The 23,401-nt window shown below is 70.7% G+C and carries 21 protein-coding genes and 1 pseudogene; 10 read left to right on the forward strand and 12 right to left on the reverse strand.

Annotation, left to right across the window (positions count from 1 at the left end):
* Window positions 1–31 precede the first annotated feature (31 nt).
* Complete coding sequence (locus OG488_RS11400; protein WP_329228396.1) at window positions 32–1,192, reverse strand: HpcH/HpaI aldolase/citrate lyase family protein; 1,161 nt, start codon at window positions 1,190–1,192, stop codon at window positions 32–34.
* Between the two features lie 221 nt (window positions 1,193–1,413).
* Between OG488_RS11400 and OG488_RS11405 the strand changes: the two genes are divergently transcribed.
* Window positions 1,414–2,301 carry a TerD family protein gene (locus OG488_RS11405; protein WP_329228397.1) on the forward strand — a complete coding sequence of 296 codons (888 nt, stop codon included), beginning with the start codon at window positions 1,414–1,416 and terminating at the stop codon, window positions 2,299–2,301.
* A gap of 33 nt (window positions 2,302–2,334) precedes the next feature.
* Here OG488_RS11405 and OG488_RS11410 read toward each other — a convergent pair whose 3' ends face one another.
* From OG488_RS11410 to OG488_RS11435, 6 genes are all read right to left on the reverse strand, one after another.
* Window positions 2,335–3,069 (reverse strand): TerD family protein, encoded by a 735-nt coding sequence (locus tag OG488_RS11410; RefSeq protein WP_329228399.1) that lies wholly within the window; start codon window positions 3,067–3,069, stop codon window positions 2,335–2,337.
* A 162-nt stretch (window positions 3,070–3,231) separates the two neighbouring features.
* The gene (locus OG488_RS11415) at window positions 3,232–4,380 is read right to left on the reverse strand and encodes a DUF475 domain-containing protein (RefSeq protein ID WP_329228401.1); all 1,149 of its coding nucleotides are present in this window, start codon (window positions 4,378–4,380) and stop codon (window positions 3,232–3,234) included.
* 71 nt (window positions 4,381–4,451) lie between these two features.
* On the reverse strand, window positions 4,452–5,027 hold the full coding sequence (locus OG488_RS11420; RefSeq protein WP_329228403.1) for a TerD family protein: 576 nt from the start codon (window positions 5,025–5,027) through the stop codon (window positions 4,452–4,454).
* Between the two features lie 199 nt (window positions 5,028–5,226).
* Window positions 5,227–5,802 (reverse strand): TerD family protein, encoded by a 576-nt coding sequence (locus OG488_RS11425; protein WP_329228405.1) that lies wholly within the window; start codon window positions 5,800–5,802, stop codon window positions 5,227–5,229.
* A gap of 218 nt (window positions 5,803–6,020) precedes the next feature.
* Window positions 6,021–6,479 (reverse strand): peroxiredoxin, encoded by a 459-nt coding sequence (locus OG488_RS11430; protein WP_329228406.1) that lies wholly within the window; start codon window positions 6,477–6,479, stop codon window positions 6,021–6,023.
* Window positions 6,480–6,648: 169 nt separating this feature from the next.
* The gene (locus OG488_RS11435; RefSeq protein ID WP_031092598.1) at window positions 6,649–7,086 is read right to left on the reverse strand and encodes a DUF3052 domain-containing protein; all 438 of its coding nucleotides are present in this window, start codon (window positions 7,084–7,086) and stop codon (window positions 6,649–6,651) included.
* A gap of 480 nt (window positions 7,087–7,566) precedes the next feature.
* On the opposite strand from OG488_RS11435, the gene aceE reads away from it, so the two are divergent.
* A complete protein-coding gene (gene aceE, locus OG488_RS11440; RefSeq protein ID WP_329228411.1) occupies window positions 7,567–10,308 on the forward strand; it encodes a pyruvate dehydrogenase (acetyl-transferring), homodimeric type in 2,742 nt (913 codons plus the stop codon).
* 92 nt (window positions 10,309–10,400) lie between these two features.
* Here the strand turns inward: aceE and OG488_RS11445 are convergent, their stop codons facing one another.
* A complete protein-coding gene (locus OG488_RS11445; RefSeq protein ID WP_329228413.1) occupies window positions 10,401–10,865 on the reverse strand; it encodes a peptidase inhibitor family I36 protein in 465 nt (154 codons plus the stop codon).
* 207 nt (window positions 10,866–11,072) lie between these two features.
* Window positions 11,073–12,683 carry an MFS transporter gene (locus tag OG488_RS11450; protein WP_329228415.1) on the reverse strand — a complete coding sequence of 537 codons (1,611 nt, stop codon included), beginning with the start codon at window positions 12,681–12,683 and terminating at the stop codon, window positions 11,073–11,075.
* Window positions 12,684–12,798: 115 nt separating this feature from the next.
* On the opposite strand from OG488_RS11450, the gene OG488_RS11455 reads away from it, so the two are divergent.
* The 7 genes from OG488_RS11455 to OG488_RS11485 all read left to right on the forward strand — a co-directional run bounded on the left by OG488_RS11455 (window position 12,799) and on the right by OG488_RS11485 (window position 20,489).
* A complete protein-coding gene (locus tag OG488_RS11455) occupies window positions 12,799–13,467 on the forward strand; it encodes a TetR family transcriptional regulator (protein WP_329228417.1) in 669 nt (222 codons plus the stop codon).
* 236 nt (window positions 13,468–13,703) lie between these two features.
* Entirely contained in the window at window positions 13,704–14,915 is a 1,212-nt protein-coding gene (locus tag OG488_RS11460; protein WP_329228419.1) for an alpha/beta hydrolase, read from the forward strand.
* Window positions 14,916–15,022: 107 nt separating this feature from the next.
* Window positions 15,023–15,928: a DUF4429 domain-containing protein gene (locus OG488_RS11465; protein ID WP_329228422.1), complete on the forward strand. Its 906-nt coding sequence runs from the start codon at window positions 15,023–15,025 to the stop codon at window positions 15,926–15,928.
* Window positions 15,929–16,044: 116 nt separating this feature from the next.
* Window positions 16,045–17,379: a sensor histidine kinase gene (locus OG488_RS11470; protein WP_329228424.1), complete on the forward strand. Its 1,335-nt coding sequence runs from the start codon at window positions 16,045–16,047 to the stop codon at window positions 17,377–17,379.
* A complete protein-coding gene (locus OG488_RS11475) occupies window positions 17,376–18,056 on the forward strand; it encodes a response regulator transcription factor (protein ID WP_329228426.1) in 681 nt (226 codons plus the stop codon). The genes OG488_RS11470 and OG488_RS11475 overlap by 4 nt, the downstream gene beginning before the upstream one ends.
* 184 nt (window positions 18,057–18,240) lie before the next feature.
* Window positions 18,241–19,284: an alpha/beta hydrolase gene (locus OG488_RS11480; RefSeq protein WP_329238583.1), complete on the forward strand. Its 1,044-nt coding sequence runs from the start codon at window positions 18,241–18,243 to the stop codon at window positions 19,282–19,284.
* Window positions 19,281–20,489, forward strand: a complete 1,209-nt coding sequence (locus OG488_RS11485; protein ID WP_329228428.1) for an acyltransferase family protein — start codon at window positions 19,281–19,283, stop codon at window positions 20,487–20,489. Before OG488_RS11480 ends, OG488_RS11485 begins: the two co-directional genes overlap by 4 nt.
* A 94-nt stretch (window positions 20,490–20,583) precedes the next feature.
* Here the strand turns inward: OG488_RS11485 and OG488_RS11490 are convergent, their stop codons facing one another.
* Together OG488_RS11490 and OG488_RS11495 are read right to left on the reverse strand one after the other, a co-directional pair.
* A complete protein-coding gene (locus OG488_RS11490) occupies window positions 20,584–21,600 on the reverse strand; it encodes an aldo/keto reductase (protein ID WP_329228430.1) in 1,017 nt (338 codons plus the stop codon).
* Window positions 21,601–21,605: 5 nt separating this feature from the next.
* Window positions 21,606–22,070, reverse strand: coding sequence for a MerR family transcriptional regulator (locus OG488_RS11495; protein ID WP_329228432.1), 465 nt, complete (start codon window positions 22,068–22,070; stop codon window positions 21,606–21,608).
* An 87-nt stretch (window positions 22,071–22,157) separates the two neighbouring features.
* Between OG488_RS11495 and OG488_RS11500 the strand changes: the two genes are divergently transcribed.
* Complete coding sequence (locus tag OG488_RS11500; RefSeq protein ID WP_329228434.1) at window positions 22,158–22,979, forward strand: serine hydrolase domain-containing protein; 822 nt, start codon at window positions 22,158–22,160, stop codon at window positions 22,977–22,979.
* Window positions 22,980–22,981: 2 nt separating this feature from the next.
* On the opposite strand, the pseudogene OG488_RS11505 reads toward OG488_RS11500, so the two are convergent.
* A pseudogene (locus OG488_RS11505) lies at window positions 22,982–23,389 on the reverse strand (ATP-binding protein); the annotation flags it as partial.
* Window positions 23,390–23,401 lie beyond the last annotated feature (12 nt).

A 23,401-nucleotide genomic window follows, 5' to 3' on the forward strand; every position in this document is an offset into this window, starting at 1 on the left:
GTTCCCGCCCGTGCCCACCCATGCCCGCGCCTCAGTCCGCCACGCCGGCGGCCAGGAGCTCCACGAAACCGACGTCCTCGCGTGCCACGCCGAAGACCTCCGCCCGCTGCAGGGTCCGCTCCGCCCAGGCGCGGTGCGGCTTCACTTCGTTCATCTTGTTCGTGTACGCGGAGCGCAGCACCCCGCCGCCGCCCCGCTCGGGCCGCAGGATGTCCTGCGCGTCGCTGTACTCCTCGTGGCTGACGACCGACAGCGCGTGCACGGGCAGGACGTGGGACGGGTGGATGCAGGTCTTGCCGAGCAGCCCGTTGGCCCGGTCGAGCTGGATCTCGCGCAGCAGTCCGTCCAGGTCGTGCTCGATGAGGGCGGTGCGCAGCTCCTCGGCCTGCCCCATGAAGGGGCTGCGGCGCAGCTGGGGCTTGAACATCCGCTCCTGCAGACGGAAGTACTCCCACACGGGCCCGGTGATGGTGAAGCCGGTGCCGTCGGCGCGGCCGAGCACGTTGACGACGTCACCGATGACGGCGCCGACGATCTGGACGTCGTACGCCGTCATGTCGGGGGCCCGTCGCAGACCGTAGGCGGAGCAGAAGTCGGTGACGCCGAGCCGCAGCGCCAGGATCCGCTCCCGGTACTTGTCGACGGTGCGGGCGATTCCCCGGAGGGTGTCGTCCCTGCTCTCCAGGTGGAGCAGTTCGGGTGATTCGAGGACGGGCATCGCGAACAGCCGGTGGCCGCTGTCCGCCTCGGCCGCGGTGAGGGCCTCCAGGAAGAGCTCGCCCCGCTCTTCCGTGAATTTCGGTAGTACGAATCCGGACAACAATCGGACGGAGCTCCCGAGCCGCCGCGCGAGGTCGGAGATCTGCTCCGGTTCACGGACCCTGATGAAGAGGAGCGGCACGTCGGCGGCCCGCTTCTCGAGGTCGGCGAACTGCTGGACCAGGTTGGCCTCGGCGCCGACCACTTCGGCGTCGTCGATGGAATCCTCCAGGCAGAGCACCATGGAGACGACTCCCTGGCCCGCCTGCTTGATCACGTCGTCGGCCAGTCTGGGCCGGGTCGCGGGGCTGTAGAGCGTGGCGCCCAGGGCCGCGGACAGCATGCGGGAGGAGGAACCGGCGTCGAATTCGCACGGCTCCCTGAAGAACAGGCCCTCCCGGACAGCGGGCGAGATGTGCCCGAAATGACGCATGTGATTCCCCCGTACTGCCATAGAGACCGGACAAACGTATGGCCGGTAATAGTACGTTCGGACGGGTGCCGCTGGTTCCCCGGCCATATGAACTTCGGGTGTCCCCGGCGTATCTCACACCCCCTGCGGCGCGCCTGCGTGCCCCTCGCGAACCGCGCCTGGCCTACTGGTTCGTACCCCCGCGTTGTCCGGACACCCACCCAGCAGGCAGGATGACCGCCATGACGCACGCGATGCTGAAGGGCTCGAACGTCCCTCTCGACGCCACGGCCGTACGGGCCGTGCTGCGCTGGACCCCGGGGGCCGGTGTCCCGGACGTGGACGCCTCCGCCCTGTTGATCGGCCCCGACGGACGGGTGCGTTCCGACGAGGACTTCGTCTTCTACAACCAGCCCCGGCATCCTTCGGGCCTCGTCCGGCGCCTGCCCAAGCGCAGCGCCCCCGAGGGGCTCACGGACACGATCGAGGCGGACCTCTCCGCGCTCGACCCCTCCGTGGACCAGGTCGTCATCGCCGCGTCCTGCGACGAGGCGGCGTTCGAGCGGGTGACGGACCTGCGGATATCGCTGTACGACGCGGCGTCCGCCGAGGGAGAGCCGCTCGCCGTCTTCGACGTGCGGGCGGAGACCGGTGAGGAGACCGCCGTCATCTGCGGCGAGCTGTACCGGCGTGGTGACGGCTGGAAGTTCCGGGCCGTGGCGCAGGGCTACCCGACGGGCCTCGTCGGGCTGGCCACCGCCTTCGGCATCTCGGTGGACGAGGCCGAGGCGGCGTCCGAGCCCGGCCCTGCGGCTGTGCCCGACCCCCAGGCCACGGTCCAGCACCCCCCGCCCGGTCCCCGGTCCACGGTGCAGCACCAGCAGCCCGCGCCCGACTCCCAGGCGACGGTCCAGCAGCCCGCCTACGGCTACCCGCAGCCGTCTGCGGCGCCCCAGCCGGCCTACGGCTACCCGCAGCCCACCTCGCCGCCGCAGCCCGCGTACGGCTACCCCCAGCCCGCCGCGGCCCAGCCCGCGTACGGCTACCCGCAACCCGCTGCCGCGGCGGCGCCCGCCGCCGACCCGAATTTCGTGCTCCCCCCGCAGGGCCCGCAGTTCCTCCGCCCGTGAACCGGTGGCGCGGTCACCCTTCACGGCACGCACTCAGGCCCGCGTCTTGTAGCCGCGTCCCCACTGCATGCCGAAGCCGTACATCCGGTCCAGCTCCGACTGGAAGCCGTACACGAACTTCACCTCGCGCCGCACGATCAGCTCGCCCTTGACGTTGTCCACCGTGAACACCGCGCACGAGCGGGCCTGCGGGGCCCGTTCGTCCAGCTCGATCTCGATGCGCGGGCCGTTGCCCGGGTAGAGCGTCACCTTGGCGTGCGTCCGGTCGAAGGCCGGGGTCTGGTCGTAGATGTATACGAAGAACAGCAGGCGCTTGATCTCGTCGCGCTTGTCGAGGTTCACGTAGACGGTCTCGCCCGAGGGCGCCCCGAACCGGTCGTCCCCGCTGAGCCTGACGTAGGGGGCCGCGTTCAGGTCGCCGATGAGGTTGCCCAGCGGCTGCACCACGCCCTTGGTCCCGTCCGCCAGCTCGTACATGCAGCCCAGGTCCAGGTCGACGTTGACCATGCCCTGGGTGTGCGCCTGGACGACCTCGGGCTGGAAGAGCTTCAGCGGACGCAGCAGCCGGCCGCTCTGCCGCGACCGGCCGCCGATGTCCGACGTACGCATCCGCCACGACAGGTTGACGCGCAGGTTGCCCGACAGCGCGCCCTGCTTGTTCAGCGAGACCGTGGCGTTGCGCCTGGAGAGCACGATCGAGTTCGTCGCGGAGTTACCCGACTCGAACTGCGACGCCCGCCGCGGAAACAGGCCGTCCCAGAAGGCCATCCCAACCCCCACATGTATCGGTAAGTACCGCCGACCCGCCGCCTACGGCCCCACACACCCCGCACGCCACTGCGGGGCGGCCACCGGGCCGGGCCCGGGTGTCACCCGGGAACGCCGACGTGGGCCGCCCCGCAGAGAGAGCGTTCCTCAATCCCTACCGGGTCACACCCCGGAGGAGACCTCCGCCTTGGAATCCGAGCCGCCGCCGTCGCCGCCGGACGCCTCGAGCGCCTTGTTGCGCCGCACCGACGACCAGAAGGACCAGCCGATCAGGACGACGCCGACGAGACCGGTGATGATCTCGTTGATCTCGTACTGGATGGTGACGAGCAGGATCACCGACAGGGCGCCGATCGCGTAGTGCGCGCCGTGCTCGAGGTAGACGTAGTCGTCCAGCGTGCCCTGACGGACCAGGTAGACCGTGAGCGAACGGACGTACATGGCGCCGATACCGAGGCCGAGCGCCATCAGCACGATCTCGTTGGTGATGGCGAAGGCGCCGATGACACCGTCGAACGAGAAGGACGCGTCGAGGACCTCAAGGTAGAGGAACATGAAGAACGCGGCCTTGCCCGCCAGAACCACCGCGGAGGGGGACTTGCCGGACTTCCTGGCCTCTTCCTCGGCCTCCTGCTCGCGCTCCTCCTCCTCTTCGAGCTTGTTCTCGAAGAATCCGGAGAGACCGCCGACCACGAGGTAGGTGATCAGGCCGGCGATGCCGGAGAGCATCACGGTCGACGCCTTGTCGGCGTGACCGCCACCGTGCTGGTGCGCCTGGGTGGCGACCGTCATGGCCGCGACCAGGAGGACGATCAGCGCGACGCAGACCGACAGCATGTCGACCTTGCCGAGCTTGGCGAGCGGGCGCTCGATCCAGCGCAGCCACTGGATGTCACGGTCCTCGAAGATGAAGTCGAGGAAGATCATGAGCAGGAACATGCCACCGAAAGCGGCGATCGACGGATGGGCGTCCGTCACCAGTTCCTTGTACCGCTCAGGGTCGTTGAACGAGAGGTCGATCGCTTCGATCGGCCCCAGCTGGGCGCTGATGGCCACGATCACGACGGGGAACACCAGCCGCATACCGAAGACCGCGATGAGCACACCGACGGTGAGGAAGATCTTCTGCCAGAAGGCACTCATCTTCTTCAGGATTCCGGCGTTGATCACCGCGTTGTCGAAGGACAGCGAGATCTCCAGGATCGACAGGATCGCTACGACGCCGAATGCCTGCCACCCCCCGTAGAACACCGCTGCGACCAGGCCGAGCGCGGTAACCGCGAACGACCAGCCGAAGGTTTTCAGAAGCACTGGCTACCCCATCGTGTAAGTAACGGGTCTCCCCCGGTTGAGTACGGGGCTCCCCCGCGCCGTGCGCGGCTTTACGAAACGTTGACCCCGAAGTCTAGAGCGATGCCCCGAAGCCCTGACGCGTACCCCTGTCCGACTGCACGGAATTTCCACTCCCCGCCGTAGCGGTAGAGCTCGCCGAAGATCATCGCCGTCTCCGTCGACGCGTCCTCGGTGAGGTCGTACCGCGCCAGCTCCTGACCGTCCGCCTGGTTCACCACGCGGATGAAGGCATTGCTGACCTGACCGAATGTCTGCCCACGATTGTCGGCATCATGGATCGATACCGGAAAAAGAATCTTGTCGCAGTGTGCCGGGACCTGCGTGAGGTTCACGATGACGGACTCGTCGTCGCCGTCACCCTCCCCCGTGAGGTTGTCCCCGGTGTGCTCGACGGAGCCGTCGGGGCTGGTGAGGTTGTTGTAGAACACGAACCACTCGTCGCCGAGGACCCGGCCCGACTGGCACAGCAGTGCGCTGGCGTCGAGGTCGAAGTCGGCTCCCGTCGTGGATCGTGCGTCCCAGCCGAGCCCGACCAGCACCTGCGTGAGATTGGGTGCGGCCTTGGAGAGGGAGACATTGCCTCCCTTGGCGAGCGTGACGCCCATGGTGTGTCCTCCCCGAGTCGATGGACGGTCTTTCCCCCCGGCAGGGGCGCCTGACGGACGCGGGGCGCTCTGCCGAGCGCGTCCGGCGCCGCACGTGTGCGGCGCCGGACGCGGTGGAGCTGTGAGGTGTCCGGAGGCTTCTCCGGACCGGCTCGGACGTTCTCGCCCGAGCGGTGTCCGGAGGCTTCTCCGGACGGGCTCAGACGTTGACGCCGAAGTCCTGCGCGATGCCGCGCAGACCCGAGGCATACCCCTGGCCGATGGCACGGAACTTCCACTCGGCGCCGTTGCGGTAGAGCTCGCCGAAGACCATGGCGGTCTCGGTCGAGGCGTCCTCGCTGAGGTCGTAGCGCGCGAGCTCGCTGTTGTCCGCCTGGTTCACCACGCGGATGTACGCGTTGCGCACCTGGCCGAAGCTCTGCTGACGGCTCTCGGCCTCGTAGATCGAGACCGGGAAGACGATCTTGTCGACGTCGCCCGGGACACCGGCGAGGTTGACCTTGATGACCTCGTCGTCGCCCTCGCCCTCACCGGTGAGGTTGTCACCGGTGTGCTCGACGGAGCCGTCAGGGCTCTTGAGGTTGTTGAAGAAGACGAAATTCCCGTCGCTGCCGACCTTGCCCTCGGCGTTCGTCAGCAGTGCGCTGGCGTCGAGGTCGAAGTCACCGCCGGTGGTCGTACGGGCATCCCAGCCCAGACCGACGATGACCGCGGTCAGGTTCGGCGCGGCCTTGGTCAGCGAGACGTTTCCGCCCTTGCTGAGGCTGACTCCCACGAGTCCTCCAAAAGTTGTGAGAGGGCCGGCAGACACCAGCGCCCCCGTCGTGCGTTGGCATCGGATCAACGATTGGATCCTAGTGACCGGTTCCCGGCCAAAACAGGCTTTTGGCCGCCCGCCGCCAGGAGATCCCCGGATCCGGCACGTCACAAACGCCGGATCCCGCACATCGCGGACCCCGGGGCCGACGCGGGCCGGTCCCGGGGATCCCCGGATCAGAGCGCGTCGAGCGCCTTGACGTAGTCGTTCAGGTCACGCGCGTCCGGCAGGCCGTTGACGACGGTCCAGCGGACCACGCCCTCCTTGTCGATGATGAACGTGCCGCGCACCGCGCAGCCCTTGTCCTCGTCGAAGACGCCGTACGCCCGCGAGACGGCGCCGTGCGGCCAGAAGTCCGAGACGAGCGGGTACTCGAGGCCCTCCTGCTCGGCGAAGACGCGCAGGGTGTGGATCGAGTCGTTGGAGACGGCGAGCAGCTGGGTGTCGTCGTTCTCGAACGCGGGGAGCTCGTCCCGGAGCGCGCACAGCTCACCCGTGCAGACACCGGTGAAGGCGAAGGGGTAGAAGAGCAGCACCACGTTCTTCTCACCACGGAAGTCGGAGAGCTTCACGGTCCGCCCGTGGTTGTCCTTCAGCTCGAAATCCGGAGCCTTCGTGCCGGCCTCGATCGCCATGTGAAACGCGTCCCTTCTCAGTGGTCGTACGTCCCCGGCCTGGTCCGTCCGGGTGACACCCACCCTACGCAGCGTCCCCGGCGGACCCGGGGCAGGCCCGCGGGGGTGCACGTACGAGGGCCCCCGGCGGCGTGGTGCCGTCGGGGGCCTTCGGGTGTGGAAAGAGCTCTCAGCGCTTGGCCGGGGCCCCCTTGGGAGTGACCAGACGGCTGCCCGTCCAGTCCTTGCCCGCGCTGATGCTCTTGGTCTGGGCGAGACCAGCTGTCTGGGCAGCCTCGTTGATGTCGCTCGGTTCGACGTATCCGTCGCGGCCGGTCTTGGGCGTCAGCAGCCAGACCGCCCCACCGTCCTCGATCAGACCAATGGCATCCACCAGCGCGTCCGTAAGGTCGCCGTCCTCGTCGCGGAACCAGAGCAGGACGACGTCAGCGACGTCGTCGTAGTCCTCGTCGACGAGTTCCTGGCCGATTGTGGCCTCAATGCCCTCACGGAGCTCCTGCTCGACGTCGTCGTCGTAGCCGATCTCCTGGACCACCTGTCCGGGTTCGAACCCAAGCCTTGCGGCCGTGTTGGTCCGTTCCTCCGCGTGGTCCGCGGTCGCGCTCACGGGTTGCCTCCTGATCATGTTTCGGAAAATGCTTCAGCCACGCGCGTGCGCGGGGCATTGGCCGTAGTCCACACGGGCTCGGCGAATCGCGCAAGTACCCGGCGTCCGAGACCGCCTAAACGGTGACGTTCCCTGCCACGTCGCCGCAACTTCCGGCCGTCTCCTGCGGGCCCGGAAATGGTGTCCGGACCCTTTACGTCCTTCCTCAGCTTATGCCGTTTCGCTCCGCCATTCGGATTCGAACGGGCTTTGGGAACGCTTGGCCGGGTTGGGCGTATGGTTGCGGTTTGGGCAGGGCCGCCCTCGCGCTGCTGGTACTGGTGCCCGGACACGGCGTCCGGTGAACCTCGTGTTACCCCACAGTAGAGATGACGTTCAGGCCCTGGCGGTACACGATGGTGGCGGCGTACGCGGCCACCACGGGGGTACGTTCCCCGCAACCAGGCCCCGAAGAGCACCACCGAACAGCGAAGGAACAGTGTGGCTTCCGGATCCGATCGCAACCCGATCATCATTGGCGGCCTTCCGAGCCAGGTCCCGGACTTCGATCCTGAAGAGACCCAGGAATGGCTCGACTCCCTCGACGCCGCCGTCGACGAGCGCGGCCGTGAGCGGGCGCGCTACCTGATGCTCAGGCTCATCGAGCGCGCGCGCGAGAAGCGCGTGGCCGTGCCCGAGATGCGCAGCACCGACTACGTCAACACGATCGCCACGAAGGACGAGCCGTTCTTCCCCGGCGACGAGGAGATCGAGCGCAAGGTCCTCAACGCGACCCGGTGGAACGCCGCGGTGATGGTCTCCCGCGCCCAGCGTCCCGGGATCGGTGTCGGCGGCCACATCGCCACCTTCGCCTCCTCCGCCTCGCTGTACGACGTGGGCTTCAACCACTTCTTCCGGGGCAAGGACGACGGTCTGGGCGGTGACCAGATCTTCTTCCAGGGACACGCGTCCCCGGGCATCTACGCCCGCGCCTTCCTCCTCGACCGGCTGAGCGAGGCGCAGCTCGACGGCTTCCGCCAGGAGAAGTCGAAGGCCGGACACGCGCTGTCCAGCTACCCCCACCCGCGGTCGATGCCGGACTTCTGGGAGTTCCCCACCGTCTCGATGGGCCTCGGCCCGCTCGGTGCGATCTACCAGGCGCGGATGAACCGCTACATGGAGGCGCGCGGCATCGCCGACACCTCCAAGTCGCACGTCTGGGCCTATCTGGGCGACGGCGAGATGGACGAGCCCGAGTCGCTCGGCCAGCTCTCCATCGCCGCCCGCGAGGGGCTGGACAACCTCACCTTCGTGGTGAACTGCAACCTGCAGCGCCTGGACGGGCCGGTCCGCGGCAACGGCAAGATCATCCAGGAGCTGGAGTCCCAGTTCCGCGGCGCCGGCTGGAACGTCATCAAGCTGGTCTGGGACCGCACCTGGGACCCGCTGCTCGCGCAGGACCGCACGGGCATCCTGGTCAACAAGCTGAACACCACGCCGGACGGCCAGTTCCAGACGTACGCCACGGAGACCGGGGCGTACATCCGCGATCACTTCTTCGGTGACGACCCGCGGCTGCGCGACATGGTCAAGGACATGTCCGACGACCAGATCCTGCACCTGGGCCGCGGCGGTCACGACCACCGCAAGGTCTACGCGGCGTACGCGGCGGCCAAGGCCCACAAGGGCCAGCCGACGGTGATCCTCGCGCAGACGGTCAAGGGCTGGACGCTCGGACCGAACTTCGAGGGCCGCAACGCGACCCACCAGATGAAGAAGCTCACGGCGGACGACCTCAAGCGCTTCCGTGACCGGCTCCACATCCCGATCGCGGACAAGCAGCTGGAGGACGGCAACCCGCCGTACTACCACCCGGGCCGCGACTCGGAGGAGATCCAGTACATGCACGACCGCCGCCAGGGTCTGGGCGGCTACGTCCCGACGCGTGTGGTGCGTGCGAAGCCGCTGCCCCTTCCCGACGAGAAGGCGTACGCGACCGCGAAGAAGGGGTCGGGTCAGCAGTCGATCGCCACGACCATGGCGTTCGTCCGTGTGCTGAAGGACCTCATGCGGGACAAGGAGATCGGCAAGCGTTTCGTGCTGATCGCCCCCGATGAGTACCGCACCTTCGGCATGGACGCGTTCTTCCCGAGCGCGAAGATCTACAACCCGCTCGGCCAGCAGTACGAGTCCGTGGACCGTGAGCTGCTCCTCGCGTACAAGGAGTCGCCGACCGGCCAGATGCTGCACGACGGCATCTCCGAGGCCGGGTGCACCGCCTCGCTGATCGCCGCCGGTTCGGCGTACGCCACGCACGGCGAGCCGCTGATCCCGGTGTACGTCTTCTACTCGATGTTCGGTTTCCAGCGCACCGGTGACCAGTTCTGGCAGATGGCCGACCAGCTCTCGCGCGGATTCGTGCTGGGAGCGACCGCCGGACGTACGACGCTGACCGGTGAGGGTCTGCAGCACGCGGACGGCCACTCGCAGCTGCTCGCCTCGACGAACCCGGCCTGCGTCTCCTACGACCCGGCGTTCGGGTACGAGATCGCGCACATCGTCAAGGACGGTCTCCGCCGGATGTACGGCGGGACGCCCGACGAGAACGAGGACGTCTTCTACTACCTCACCGTCTACAACGAGCCGATCCAGCACCCGGCGGAGCCCGCCGACGTGGACGTCGAGGGCATCCTCAAGGGCGTGCACCGTTACCGCGCCGGGGAGAAGGGCCGGATCCCGGCCCAGATCCTGGCGTCCGGTGTGGCGGTCCCGTGGGCGGTGGAGGCCCAGCGGATCCTCGCCGACGAGTGGGACGTGAAGGCGGACGTCTGGTCGGCGACCTCCTGGAACGAGCTGCGCCGTGAGGCCGTGGAGGTGGAGCGCCACAACCTGCTCCACCCGGAGGAGGAGCAGCAGGTCCCGTACGTCACGCGGAAGCTCTCCGGCTCCGAGGGCCCGTTCGTGGCGGTCTCGGACTGGATGCGCTCCGTGCCCGACCAGATCGCGCGCTGGGTGCCCGGCGCGTACCAGTCGCTGGGCGCGGACGGCTTCGGCTTCGCCGACACCCGGGGGGCGGCGCGCCGCTTCTTCCACATCGACGCGCAGTCGATCGTGCTCGCGGTGCTGACCGAGCTGGCGAAGGAAGGCAAGATCGACCGTTCGGCGCTGAAGACGGCGCTCGACCGCTACGAGCTGCTGGACGTGGCCGCCGCGGGCCCCGGCCCGGCCGGCGGTGACGCGTAAGGAACAGCTGGTTCCTGAAGAAGGGCGGCGGGCCCCTGGTCCGCCGCCCTTCGGCGTCCGGGCGGGGGCCCGCCTCCCCGGGGTCGGCGCGGTCAGCTCTCCCAGATCTTGAAGGCCCTGACCGTATACGGCGACCGGGGCACCCAGGTGCCGCCGCCCGGGTAGGTCTCGAACTCGCCGGTCTCGGCGCACTCGGCCGACTGGTAGGTGGTCACGGGCCGCCCGGTGCGGTTCACCAGGGCCTGTGCGGAGCTGCCGGCCGGCAGCGGGACACAGCTCTCGATGTCGACGGTGGACAGCTCATGGACCTGTGCGGCCCCGGTGAAGTCGGGCTTGGCCCAGAGGCAGAGCTGCCCCGCCCCGCAGGGCGCGAGCCCCGCGGGTGCGGCCTGCGGCGCGCGGCGTGAGCGCTCCTGCCCGGCGGGCCCGTGGTGGACGGCAGCCCCGTGGTGGACGGCGGCCCCGTGGTGGACGGCGGGCGTGGCGCCGGAGGACATGGCCGTGGCCGGGACGAGCGCGGTGGCCGCCAGGGTGGCGGCGAGAACGGTCGTACGCATGGTGGATCAACCCCCGTGGTCGAGCGAGCCGGGCGGCCCGCATGTCCGCACTCTGACCTGCGGGAGCGCGGGCCGGGAAGGGGGCGGGCGGCGGACCACCCTGATAGGCGACAGCCCCGCCGGAACCGTCCGGCGGGGCTGTCGCGTGCGCTGTGTTGACGTCCGGACCTCCGGCATCCGCAGGGGCGGACCGGGGGCGGCGGAGGGTCAGATGTGGCCGGCGCCCATGCCCGCCTCGGCGTTGGCGCCGCGCTTGGTGAGCATGGCGACCAGGGCGGCGACCACCGCGACGATGCCCGCGACCATGAAGGCGGAGCTCATGCCCGACACGAACGTGTCATGGGCGACGCCCGTGATCTTCGCCGCGATCTCCGGCGGGGTGCCGGGGGCGACCGGCGGCATGCCGACCTTGACGGCGGACGACGCCTGGTCCAGCTGCGCGGGGTCGACCGGCGGGAGCCCCGCGGCCTTCCAGTTGTCGCCGAGCTTGGCGTCGACCTGGGCGGCCATGACGGCGCCGAGGACGGCCGTGCCGAGGCTGCCACCGACCTGCATGGCGGCCTGCTGGAGCCCTCCGGCGACTCCGGAGAGCTCCATGGGGGCGTTCCCGACGATGACCTCGGTCGCGCCGACCATCACCGGGGCGAGGCCGAGGCCGAGCAGACCGAACCAGATGGACATGGTCAGCGTGCTGGTGCCGATGGTCAGCTGCGACATGCCGAACATGGCGACCGCGGTGAACACCATGCCGCCGACGAGCGGCACGCGCGGGCCGAGTTTGGTGATGGCGAAGCCCGCGAGCGGCGAGCCGACGATCATCATTCCGGTCAGCGGCAGCAGGTGCAGACCGCTGTCGACCGGGCTCATACCGTGCACGTTCTGCAGGTAGAAGGTCACGAAGAACAGCCCGCCCATGAAGGCGAAGGCCATCATCACCATCAGCACCACCCCTGCCGAGAGGGGCACGGAGCGGAACATGGCCAGCGGGATCAGCGGCTCCCTGACCTTCGTCTGGGTGAACGCGAACGCGGCGAACAGGACGACGGCGCCGACGAGGAACCCGATCGTCTTCGGGTCGCCCCAGCCCCACTCGGAGCCCTTGATCAGCGACCAGATCAGGCAGAACATCGCCAGCGACAGCAGCACGATGCCGCCGATGTCGAAGGACCTGGGCGCGTTCACGGCGCGGTGGTCCTTGAGGATCACCAGGCCGAAGACGAGCGCGAGCACACCGACGGGCACGTTGATGAAGAAGACGGACTGCCAGCTGACGTGCTCCACGAGCACACCGCCGAGGATGGGGCCGCCCGCGGTGGAGGCGCCGATCACCATGCCCCAGATGCCGATCGCCATGTTCAGCTTCTCGGCCGGGAAGGTGGCGCGCAGCAGGCCGAGCGCCGCCGGCATCAGCAGGGCGCCGAAGAGGCCCTGGAGCACCCGGAAGACGATCACCAGGGTCACGCCCTGGGAGAGGCCGATCGCGGCCGAGGCGGCGGCGAACCCCGCGATGCCTATCAGGAAGGTCTGACGGTGGCCGAAGCGGTCACCGAGCTTGCCCGCGGTGATCAGGGAGACCGCGAGGGCGAGCATGTAGCCGTTGGTGATCCACTGGACGTCGGCGAGCGAGGCGCCGAGGTCCTGCTGGATGGCCGGGTTGGCGATCGCGACGATCGTGCCGTCGAGCGCCACCATCATCACGCCGATGGCCACGGCGAAGAGCGTCAGCCAGGGGTGGCCGCGCAGCCCTTTCGCCGGGGCGGGAACAAAGGTGTCTTCAGGCTCCCGCGGTGCCTTCTCGACAGTGGTCTGACTAGTCATGCACAGGACGTTATGTCAGCCTCTGACAGTTGACAAACCAATTCACAAGACAGTAACTGTCACGTAGCTCACAGGTAGGCTGAGCAGGGCAAAGCAGGGAAAAGAGGTCCGGCACGTGACACGCAGGCAGACATCCGGGGCTCTTCCGTCAGGGGCTCCGGCGGGGTTGCGCGAGCGCAAGAAGCGGCGCACCCGCGAAGCCCTGCTGCACGCCGCCCTCAGGCTCTTCACCACGCAGGGGTACGAGCGGACCACCGTCGACGAGATCGTCGACGCCGTGGAGGTCTCCCAGCGCACCTTCTTCCGCTACTTCGCCAACAAGGAGGCCGTCGCCTTCGCCGTCCAGGAGGCGGTCGACGCCCGCTTCCTCACGGAACTGCGTCAACGTCCGGCCGCGGAGCCCCCTTTCGAGGCACTGCGCCGGGCCGCCCTGGGGGCGTGGAGCTCCCTCGCCGAGGCCGAGGACGAGGACGTCACGGCCGAACTCCAGATGCGCGCCTACCGGATGATCGAATCGACCCCCGCGCTGCACGCCGCCCACATGCGGCGCCACATCGGCCTGGAGCAGCAGACCGCTCTGGTGATCGCGGAGCGTGAGGGGCTCGACCTCGACACGGATCCGCGTCCACGCGTGGCCGTCGCCGCCTTCTCCGGCGTGATGCGGCTGACCGGACAGCTGTGGGGCCGCCGGAAGGACGCCGGAGTGGAAGCGCTCCGGGAGCTGACCGAACTCCACCTGGACCAGCTCGGACCTGCGCTCTCCGGGAGCTGGCGCGCCGCATAGGCACGTCCTTACGTGAACCGCACAGGTGTGCCGTACTCCTCATCGCCGCCGCATGGTCGACTTCACAATGCCCCTGCCCCTTGGGGCATTTCGGACGCGCGACGGTCATCCGGCGCGCCGGAGCGTGGACCCGGCGCACACGGAGCGTAAGAGACGGGCGGTCAATTCCCCGCGGTCGAGTGATCCGTGTCACCCCTGCGACGACGCCGCGTGCGCGTCTCCTAGGGTGGGGCGCAGTGACTTCCTTCGACTCCTCCCCCACGCTCACCGCATGGCGCGCGCTGCTCGCCATCGCGGTCGTGTTCGTGATGCTGGCGACCACCGGCTGGACCGCCGTGCGTCATCAGCACTCCGCCGCACCGCGCGAGATCGCGCTCGCTTCGTGGGCGAAGGACCGGATAGCCGGTCATGCTCTCCCGGACGTGGGCGCCCCGGCCTACCGGCTGGCCCACTTCTTCGCGACGCTGACCGCGGGCCAGCAGGTCGCCCTGGCCGACACGTACCCGCTGGTGGTGGGGAATCTGAACGGCGCGCCGGTCAGCTTGCGCTACCGGGCCAACCGGCACGCCCTGGAGCAGGCGGAGACGGCCGAGGAACAGCGGACGCGGGACGTGCGGCTCTCCCCGGACGGCCGCCATCAGTCCGTGGCCCGTCTGGAACGCTTCCGCTCCCTGCTCGCCGGTGACCGGCAGATCCTCGCCTTCGACCCGTCGGGTCGTGGCCGGGCCGCCGAGGTCTTCGGCGATCTCGACCGCGCCGAGCGGGTCTCGGTCGTCGTGCCCGGGGTGGACACGAACCTCCTGACGCTGGAGCGCACCGGCGTCAAGAAGAACGCGGCGCCGGTCGGCATGGCGCAGTCGTTGTACGGCGCCGAGCGCTCGGCGCGCCCCGGCTCCCGTACGGCGGTCATCGCGTGGGCCGACTACACGGCACCCGCCGGGATCGGCATGGACGCGGCGCTGGGCGGGCTCGCGAAGGAGGGGGCGGTGCGGCTGAACGCCCTGCTGGAGTCGCTGCCCGGCTCCTCGGACGTCTCGCTGTTCTGCCACAGCTACGGCTCCGTGCTGTGCGGCGTCGCCGCGCACAACCTGCCGTCCAGGGTGTCGGACATCGCGGTCGCGGGCAGTCCCGGCATGCGGGCGGACAGCGCCTCCGCGCTGCACACCCGGGCCAGGGTGTGGGCGATGCGGGACGCCGACGACTGGATCGCGGACGTGCCGAACCTGGCGGTCGGCGGTCTCGGCCACGGCGCCGATCCGGTCGACCCGGCCTTCGGGGCACGGATCGTGTCGGCGAACGGCGCGATCGGGCACAGTGGCTATTTCGAGCCGGGCACGGAGAGCCTCAGCAACTTCGCCGCGATCGGCGTGGGGGCCTACGAGTCGGTCAGTTGCGCACGTGCCGATGCCACGTGTCACCGGGAGATTTCCGGCAAGGAAGAGGTCTGACGCGCGTAGAAAGACGTCTGACGCGCGTAGAGGGCGGCGAACGGCCTGCCCGATTTCGCTTGTACCGAGGGGGGACGTTCGGGACCGTGCCACATACGATGAGGCACATGGGTGATGTGCTGGCCGGAATTCATGCCACCTGGGAGTTCGACACCGACTCCGTGCTCATCCGCTTCGAACGGGGAATCCGCGCACCGAAGCTCTTCCAGAGCCTGCGCGAGCGCCGCATTCCGTACGCGGCGCTGTCGTCGGTGACGCTGACCCCGGGCAAGCGGGGCACGGTGGTCCTCCACGCGGTGCCGAGACCAGGTGCCGATCCGCTGCTGGAGGCTGCGGCCGGGCAGCTCAAGGAGGGCAACGATCCCTACCGCCTGGTGCTGCCCGCCGAGCGCGAGACGCTCGCCGAGTACTACGCGGACGAGCTGCGCGGTGTGCTCCCGGACGAGGCGGACCTGCCCGCCGAACGCTTCATGGTGACGGCTCCCGAGGCGCCGATGCACTTCAAGGCGTACGACGGCCGGGCCGGCTTCGACGGCTCCCTCGTCTCCTTCCGGTGGTTCTGGACGGGTGCGTCGAGCGCCAAGTGGAAGGCGGGCGACCAGACCTTCCCCGTGGCGGAGCTCGGCGGGGTCGAGTGGCGTTCGCCCGAGGCCTTCGAGGGCTACTTCCGGCTGGTGCCGCGTGGCACGTCGGCGGAGTCCGAGGCCGGCGCGGATCCCGAGCCGGTGCCCGCGGGCCGTGTCCAGCCGGACCAGGATCCCGCGGCCGTCGTCTTCGGGCTGGGGTACGGCCCGGTGCACGAGTCGCTCCCCTTCGCCGCGGCGGTCCTGGAGTCGGTGCGCCGGACCCAGTCGGTGCCCGTGGCGACCGTCCCCGCGCCGGTGGGCGGCGCGCGGCGCGACCCCGCGGACATCGCCGAGCGGATACGCCACCTCGGGGACCTGCACCAGGCGGGCCTGGTGACCGACGCGGAGTACAGCGCGAAGAAGACGGAGCTGCTCGCCGAGCTGTAGCCGTGACCGCGGTGGACGGACCGCCGGCCCCCGTACCCGGGTAGGGGGCCGGGAGCGGCGGTCCGCACCTCGGTATGACGCCTTCCGCCGCACTCCGCGCCTACGCTGACCCGATCATGCCCACCTCTCCCGCCGGGCCCCCGCCCGCCGACGGTCCGCCGAGCGCCGCCCGCCGCACTCTGCGCGAGCTCGCCCACGGGCTGTCCTCCGCGTCCCACCCGCCGACCCCCCTGTTCGCCCGGTCGCCGAGGCTCTGGCTGCGGCTGCTGCCGTACGTCGCCGTGCTCGCCCTCACCTGCGTGTTCGTCCCCGTCACCATCCAGGTGCTGAGCCACGACTACGGGGTGTCCGGCGGGGTCGCCGGAGCTCTGGCCGTCGGTCAGGCCGCTCCCCTGCTGATGCTGGCGCACCGGCCGCTCCAGGCCTGGGGCATCGTCCTCGCCGCCGACGTCGCGGGCGCCCTGGTGCTGCTGGGGTCGCCCGAGCGGGACGGCACGATCTGGCCGTGGACCCCGCCGGTCATCGTCGGCTATCTCTTCGTGCTGCTGGCCCTCGGCCTCCGGGAGAGCCGGCGGACCGTGACCGCCGTGTGGCTGGCGACGGGCGCGGCCGGGCTGCTGCTGCATCTCGCCTCGCCCGGGCGCAGCGACGGCGGCGCGCTCCTGCTGGTCGTCCTCGGCGCGGTGGTGCTGGTGATCGGGGCGGCGGTGCGGGAGCGGAGCGAGGCCCAGTTGCGTCTCGTCGAGCAGGAGACGATCAGCGAGGCCGAGCGCGCGCAGCGGACGCTGCTGGAGGAGCGCACCCGGATCGCCCGGGAGCTCCACGACGTGGTCGCGCACCACATGTCGGTGATCACCGTGCAGGCCGACTCGGCTCCGTACCGGATCAGCGGGCTCTCCGAGGAGGCGCGGGCGGAGTTCGCGTCGATCGCGGCGGGCGCCCGGGAGTCGCTGGCCGAGATGCGGCGGCTGCTGTCGGTGCTGCGGAGTGACGGCAGCCGGGGCGAACTGGCCCCGCAGCCCGGCCTCGACCGGCTGCAGCAGCTGGTGGAGGCGACCGTGCGGGCGGGGCTGCCGGCCGAGCTGTCGCTGGCGACGGACGTGCGGGAGGCCGTGGAGCGGGGCGGCGTACCACCGGCGGTGGACCTGTCGGCGTACCGGATCGTGCAGGAGTCGCTGGCCAATGTCGTACGGCACGCGCCGGGTGCCAGGACCCGGGTGTCGGTCACGGCGGGCGACGGCCATCTGACGGTGCTGGTCGTCAACGACCGGGCGGAGCGGCCCGGTTCGCCGCTGGAGCCGTCGGGGACGGGACACGGGCTGGTCGGGATGAGGGAGCGCGTACGGTTGACCGGCGGCACGCTCGACACGGGCCCGCTGCCGGACGGCGGCTTCAGGGTGGCCGCCCGGCTCCCGCTGCCGCAGGCCCCCCTGACTTCGGAGGAACCGTGACCATCCGCGTCATCATCGTCGACGACCAGGCCATGGTGCGGGCCGGGTTCGCCGCGCTGCTGGCCGCCCAGAGCGACATCGACGTCGTCGGTGAGGCCCCGGACGGGCGCAAGGGCATCGAGGTCAGCAGGACGACGCATCCGGACGTGGTCCTGATGGACGTCCGGATGCCGGAGATGGACGGACTGGCCGCCGCCCGGGAGCTGTTGAGCCCTCCGGCGGGGGTGGTGCACCGGCCGAGGGTCCTGATGCTCACCACGTTCGACGTGGACGACTACGTCTACGAGGCGCTGCGCGCCGGGGCGTCCGGGTTCCTCCTCAAGGACGCCCCTCCGGCGGACCTGATCTCGGCGGTGCGGATCGTGGCGGCGGGGGACGCGCTGCTCGCGCCGTCCGTGACGCGGCGGCTCATCGCGGACTTCGCGCGCCGGAGCCCCGCGACGCCGTCCGGTGGGGCCGCGTTGCGGCTGAACGGCCTGACACCGCGTGAGACGGAGGTCCTGGAGCTGATCGCCCGGGGCCTGTCGAACCAGGAGATCGCGGCGCGGCTGGTGGTGGCCGAGCAGACGGTGAAGACGCACATCGGCAAGGTGCTGGCCAAGCTCGGCCTGCGGGACCGGGCCCAGGCCGTGATCTTCGCGTACGAGTCGGGGCTGGTGACTCCGGGGGAGGCGTAGCCGCCCCCGCGCCCCCTTCCTGCGGCTGCCCTCCTGGTCCGCGTGGGGTTCTCCCCCCGTACACCCCCTACCCCGGTATCACCGGACAGTTGGCTCCGCAGGGTGACGCCCTGTCACCTGCCGTCTTCCTACCTTCCTCTCCGGCACACCGACCGGTGTGCGCGAGCAGGACGGGGAGGGCGCGATGCGCCGGTTCACGAGGACACTGGCCGCGGTCGCACTGGCGACCACCGTGGTGGCGGGGACGGCCGGCTGGGCGTCCGGGAACACCCAGAGGGCGGTGACGGGTCCGCCGCCCGGCAGTGCCTCGTGGCGTGACGACGGGATGCTGGGGCGGCAGCTGCCCGACCCCGGCAGTGCGAGCCCGGCGCAGGTCCACCGTTTCTTCGGCGGGTTGAGCGCCTCCGAGCAGCAGGAGTTGCTGGAGCGGCACCCGTCGGTGGTCGGCAATCTGGACGGGGTGCCGCTGGAGCTCCGCTACCGCGCCAACTCCCGGGCTCTGCGCGCCTCGCACGACCCCCGGTACGCCTCGCTCGCCGCGTCCGGCCGGCAGATCCTCGCCTTCGATCCGCGCGGGCGCGGCCAGGTCGCCGAGGTGTTCGGGGACCTCCGCTCCGCCCGTCATGTGTCGGTCGTCGTACCGGGGTCGGACATCGACGCCGGGACCTTCGACCGGCGCGGTGACGTGTACGGCACTCCGGCGGGCATGGCGAGGGCGCTGTACGCCGAGACGGGTCCGGGCAGTGCGGTGATCGCCTGGGCCGGGTACACCACACCGGTCGGCCTCGGCCTGGACGCGGCGACCGGAGGACTGGCCGAGGCGGGCGCGGAGCGGCTGACCCGGTTCACCGCGGGGCTGGCGGCGGACGGGCTGCCCGCGCCCGTCGTGTTCTGCCACAGCTACGGCTCGGTGGTGTGCGGGATCGCGGCCTCCGGGCTCGGTGCCACGGACCTGGTGGTGCTGGGCTCCCCCGGGATGCGCGCCGACGACGTCGCCGGACTGCACACCGGAGCACGCGTCTGGGCCGCCAAGGACGACACCGACTGGATCGACGACGTGCCGCATGTCGAGGTCGCGGGGCTCGGGCACGGCGCCGACCCGGCGGACGAGGAATTCGGCGCGCGCCGGGTGCCCGCCGAGGACGCGCAGGGCCACACCGGGTACTTCGCCCCCGGCACGGACTCGCTGGACGCGTTCGCCGCGATCGCCGAGGGGGTCTCCCGATGAGCGTGCGGCAGCTGATCTCCCGGATCGACGAGCGGACCCCCGCCCACCGCGACCGCGCGGTCGACGGACTGCGCGCCCTCGCGCTGCTGGCCGTCCCCGCCGGTCACTGGCTGCTCGGCGGATTCACCCGGGACAGCGGGGGCGCCCTGCACAACGCCAGCCCGCTCTCCACGTTCTCCGTGTTCTCACCGGTGAGCTGGGTGCTCCAGATGCTGGGCGTGTTCTTCCTGGTCGGGGGCTATGCCTCGGTCCTCTCCTACCACCGCAGGCCCTCCACCACCGGGGCCTGGCTGCGCGGCCGGATGGTCCGGCTGGGCAGGCCGGTGCTGGGCGTGACCGCCGTGTGGGCCCTGATGATTCCGGTGCTGTACGCGGCCGGGGTGCCCGAGGACACCTTGCGTACGGGGGCGAAGCTGGTGATCCAGCCGCTCTGGTTCGTCGGGGTCTACGCCGTGGTCACGGCCCTCACGCCGTACTGCGTGCGTGCGGCCGGGCGGCTCGGCGGCTGGGCGGCGGCCCCGCTGATCGGGTCGGTCGCCCTCGTGGACGTCCTGCGGTACGGGCCGTACGCCGACGCCGTGCCGTCCTGGCTGAGCCTGCTGAACATCCTGCCCGGCTGGCTCTTCGCGTACCAGCTCGGCGTCAGCTGGGGTGAGGGCCGCCTCTCCCGGCGCGGCGCCCGGCTCCTGCTCGTCGGCGGCACCGCCCTGTTCGCGGTGCTGCTGCTCGCCTTCCACTACCCGGCCTCGATGGTCGGCGTACCGGGCGAGGCGCGGACCAATTCGCACCCGCCGTCGCTGCTGGTCCTCGCGCTGGCCTCGGCGCAGAGCGGTGCGGCGGTCCTGCTGCACGGCCGGATCGGCCGCGCCCTGCGCCGCCCCGCGCTGTGGGCGCCCGTCGTGGTGATCAACCTGTCGGCGATGACCCTCCTGTGCTGGCACCAGACGGCCATGCTGACGGCTGCCGTGCCCGCCTCCTTCGCCGGTGCGGTGCCCGGGCTGACGACGGCGCCGGACTCGGCCGGCTGGATCCTGGCCCGGCTCGCCTGGATGCCGTTGTTCGCCGCGCTGCTGGTGCTGATCGCCCGGTACGCCCGCCGCTTCGAGGCGCCCTGGGAGGCGGGCGGCGGCACCGGGACGGCCCGCAGGGCGGCGGCGGGGCTGCTCGCGGCGGGGTTCGCGGTCTTCGCACTCCGGCTGGCGTGAGGCGGCCCCGCCACGCGGGGCCCTCCCACGCGGATCCCGCCGCGCGGGGCCCTTCCACACGGGGCCTCCACGCGTGTCCCGCCGCGCGGGCCTTCTACTCGCGGGCGGCCGAGGTGCTGCTCATGTCCGGGTACCTGTCCCCCGCCACCTGGCCCGCGATCGGCTCCAGCTGCTCCAGCTCCTGGTCGGTCAGGACCAGCCGGGTCGCCCCCACGTTCTCCAGCAGGCGGCTGCGCTTGCGCGTCCCGGGGATCGGCACCACGGCGAGACCGTGCACCTGCGCCCGCTGCTGCACCCAGGCCAGCGCGACCTGCGCGGCCGTCGCCCCGTGAGCCGCCGCGATCTTGTGCACGGGTTCCAGCAGGGCGGCGTTGGTCTTCGCGTTCTCACCGGTGAAGCGCGGCTGGTGCTGACGGAAGTCGCCCTTCCCCAGCTCCTTGACCGCGTCCGCGAACGCACCGGTCAGGAACCCGCGCCCGAGCGGCGAGTACGGCACGAAGGTCACCCCGAGCTCGACGGCCGCGGGCACGGCGCTGAGCTCCACGTCGCGGCTGAAGAGCGACCACTCGGACTGGAGCGCCGCGATCGGGTGCACGTCGTGCGCCTCGCGGAGCTCGTCCCCGGTCACCTCGCTCAGACCGAGCTGCTTCACCTTGCCCTCCCGCACCAGCTCCGCCATCGCGCCGACCGACTCGGCGAACGGGACGAGCGGGTCGCGGCGGTGCATGTAGTACAGGTCGATGACGTCGGTGTTCAGCCGGCGGAGGCTGGCCTCGACCGCCTCGCGGATGTACGCGGCGTCGTTGCGCACACCCCGGTAGTGCGGGTCGTCGGTCCGCTCTATGGCGAACTTCGTGGCGAGCGTCATCTCGTCCCGGTGCGCACCCACGAACGGCGCGAGGAACGTCTCGTTGGCACCCCGGCCGTAGACGTCGGCGGTGTCGAAGAGCGTGACGCCGGCTTCGAGCGCCGCTTCCAGCGTGTCGCGGGCGGCGGCCTCGTCGGTGTCCCCGTAGAACTCGCTGATGCCCATGCAGCCGAGACCCTGCACCCCGACCTGCGGGCCTCCGGTCCCGAGCTGCGCTGTAGCGATCTTCGCGGTGTCGCTCATGTTCGTCAGACCCCTTCCGGCGCCGTACGGGCGCCGCTGTAAAAGTCGATCTTGAAGTCGAGTACGGCGAGGGTGCCCTGGAGCTCCGCGATGCGCGTCTTCACGTCGCGCCGGGTCGCCTCCAGCAGCTCCTGCCGCTCTGTGAAGGTGTGGTCGCCCTCGCGGAGCAGTTCCGCGTACCGGACCATGTCGGCGACCGGCATCCCGGTCAGCCGCAGCTTGCCGACGAAGGCCAGCCAGTCCAGGTCACGGTTGCTGAACCGGCGCTGGCCCGTGTGGGAGCGGTCGACGTGCGGCATCAGCCCGATGCGCTCGTACCAGCGCAGCGTGTGGGCGGTGAGCCCGCTGAAGGCGACGACCTCGCTGATCGTGTAGCGGTCCTGGCCCTCGGGGCGCGGATGAGCCCTCGGCGCCGAGGCGCAGGTGTCCGTCCGGGCGGAAACGCTCTCCGTGCTGTCCATCACCGTCATGCCTCCACGCTAGAACCTTGGAGTGCACTCCAAGCAAGCGTATACGGGTGGAGATCTCGGAATCGGGCTCCCGTTAGGCTCGTACACATGCAGAGCCTGGCGATGATCGAGAACTGGCCCGTCCCCACCGCGGCAGCCGCCGTCGTCACCTCGGACGGCACGCTCCTGGGTGCCCATGGTCCCACCGCGCACCGCTTCCCGCTGGCCTCGGTGACCAAGCCGCTCGCGGCCTACGCGGCGCTGGTGGCCTATGAAGAGGGCGCCGTCGAGCTGGACGAACCGGCGGGCCCCGAGGGCTCCACCGTCCGCCACCTCCTCGCGCACACCAGCGGCCTCGCCTTCGACGAACACCGGGTCACGGCCCCTCCGGGCACCCGCAGGCTGTACTCCAACGCGGGCTTCGAGGTGCTGGGCGACCACATCGCGAAGGCCACGGACATCCCGTTCGCCGAGTACGCGCGCCAGGCGGTCCTGGAGCCCCTGGGCATGACCTCGACGACCCTGGAGGGCTCACCGGCCAAGGACGGCGTCTCGACCGTGGACGACCTGGTGCGGTTCGCCGCCGAGGTGCAGGCGCCGCGGCTCCTCGACCCCCGTACGGTCCTGGAGGCCCAGACCGTCGTCCACCCCGGCCTCAAGGGCGTGCTCCCCGGGTACGGCCATCAGAACCCGAACGACTGGGGGCTCGGCTTCGAGATCCGCGACTCCAAGTCGCCTCACTGGACGGGGAGTTCCTCCTCCCCCGCCACCTTCGGCCACTTCGGCCAGTCCGGCACGTTCCTGTGGATCGACCCGGCAGTGGGCGCGGCCTGCGTCGCACTGACGGACCGCGCCTTCGGACCGTGGGCGGCCGAGGTCTGGACGCCGTTCACCGACGCGGTACTGGCGGAGCTCGGCACCTCCCGCTGAGCACACTCGAACCAGACCGTCTTGCCCCGGTCGCCGCGCGCCTCGACGCCCCAGCTGTCGGTGACGGCGTCCACCAGCAGCAGCCCCCGCCCGCCCTCGTCGAGCGTGTCGCCCGCGACCGCGTGGGGCAGGCGGGGCGACGGGTCGGCCACCTCGACCCGCACACCCCGCCCCGGGAGCAGGAAGAACAGGGTCTGGCAACGACGGCCGGGAACGTGCCGCACGACGTTGGCGATCAGCTCGGTCAGGGCGAGCTCCGCCGCGTCCGCCACGGAGAGCAGACCCCAGCGGGTGAGGTACAGCCGCAGGATGCGGCGCAGATGACGCGCGGAGTGCTCACCCATCGCCAGGTCGGCGCGGTAGACCGCCGCCTCCGCGTCACCGGTCCGGGTGTCGGATACGTGATTCATGCCACCAGCGTG

The sequence above is a fragment of the Streptomyces sp. NBC_01460 genome, from assembly GCF_036227405.1.
Taxonomy (GTDB): Bacteria; Actinomycetota; Actinomycetes; order Streptomycetales; family Streptomycetaceae; genus Streptomyces.

Excerpts from the sequence above, each read along its gene's own strand:
- OG488_RS11450 (WP_329228415.1), bottom strand. The coding sequence starts at position 12,683 with ATGACTAGTCAGACCACTGTCGAGAAGGCACCGCGGGAGCCTGAAGAC.
- OG488_RS11420 (WP_329228403.1), bottom strand. The coding sequence starts at position 5,027 with ATGGGCGTCACGCTCGCCAAGGGAGGCAATGTCTCCCTCTCCAAGGCC.
- OG488_RS11400 (WP_329228396.1), bottom strand. The coding sequence starts at position 1,192 with ATGCGTCATTTCGGGCACATCTCGCCCGCTGTCCGGGAGGGCCTGTTC.
- OG488_RS11500 (WP_329228434.1), top strand. The coding sequence starts at position 22,158 with ATGCAGAGCCTGGCGATGATCGAGAACTGGCCCGTCCCCACCGCGGCA.
- OG488_RS11470 (WP_329228424.1), top strand. The coding sequence starts at position 16,045 with ATGCCCACCTCTCCCGCCGGGCCCCCGCCCGCCGACGGTCCGCCGAGC.
- OG488_RS11490 (WP_329228430.1), bottom strand. The coding sequence starts at position 21,600 with ATGAGCGACACCGCGAAGATCGCTACAGCGCAGCTCGGGACCGGAGGC.
- OG488_RS11495 (WP_329228432.1), bottom strand. The coding sequence starts at position 22,070 with ATGACGGTGATGGACAGCACGGAGAGCGTTTCCGCCCGGACGGACACC.
- OG488_RS11465 (WP_329228422.1), top strand. The coding sequence starts at position 15,023 with ATGGGTGATGTGCTGGCCGGAATTCATGCCACCTGGGAGTTCGACACC.
- OG488_RS11410 (WP_329228399.1), bottom strand. The coding sequence starts at position 3,069 with ATGGCCTTCTGGGACGGCCTGTTTCCGCGGCGGGCGTCGCAGTTCGAG.
- OG488_RS11430 (WP_329228406.1), bottom strand. The coding sequence starts at position 6,479 with ATGGCGATCGAGGCCGGCACGAAGGCTCCGGATTTCGAGCTGAAGGAC.
- OG488_RS11445 (WP_329228413.1), bottom strand. The coding sequence starts at position 10,865 with ATGCGTACGACCGTTCTCGCCGCCACCCTGGCGGCCACCGCGCTCGTC.
- OG488_RS11405 (WP_329228397.1), top strand. The coding sequence starts at position 1,414 with ATGACGCACGCGATGCTGAAGGGCTCGAACGTCCCTCTCGACGCCACG.
- OG488_RS11485 (WP_329228428.1), top strand. The coding sequence starts at position 19,281 with ATGAGCGTGCGGCAGCTGATCTCCCGGATCGACGAGCGGACCCCCGCC.
- OG488_RS11480 (WP_329238583.1), top strand. The coding sequence starts at position 18,241 with ATGCGCCGGTTCACGAGGACACTGGCCGCGGTCGCACTGGCGACCACC.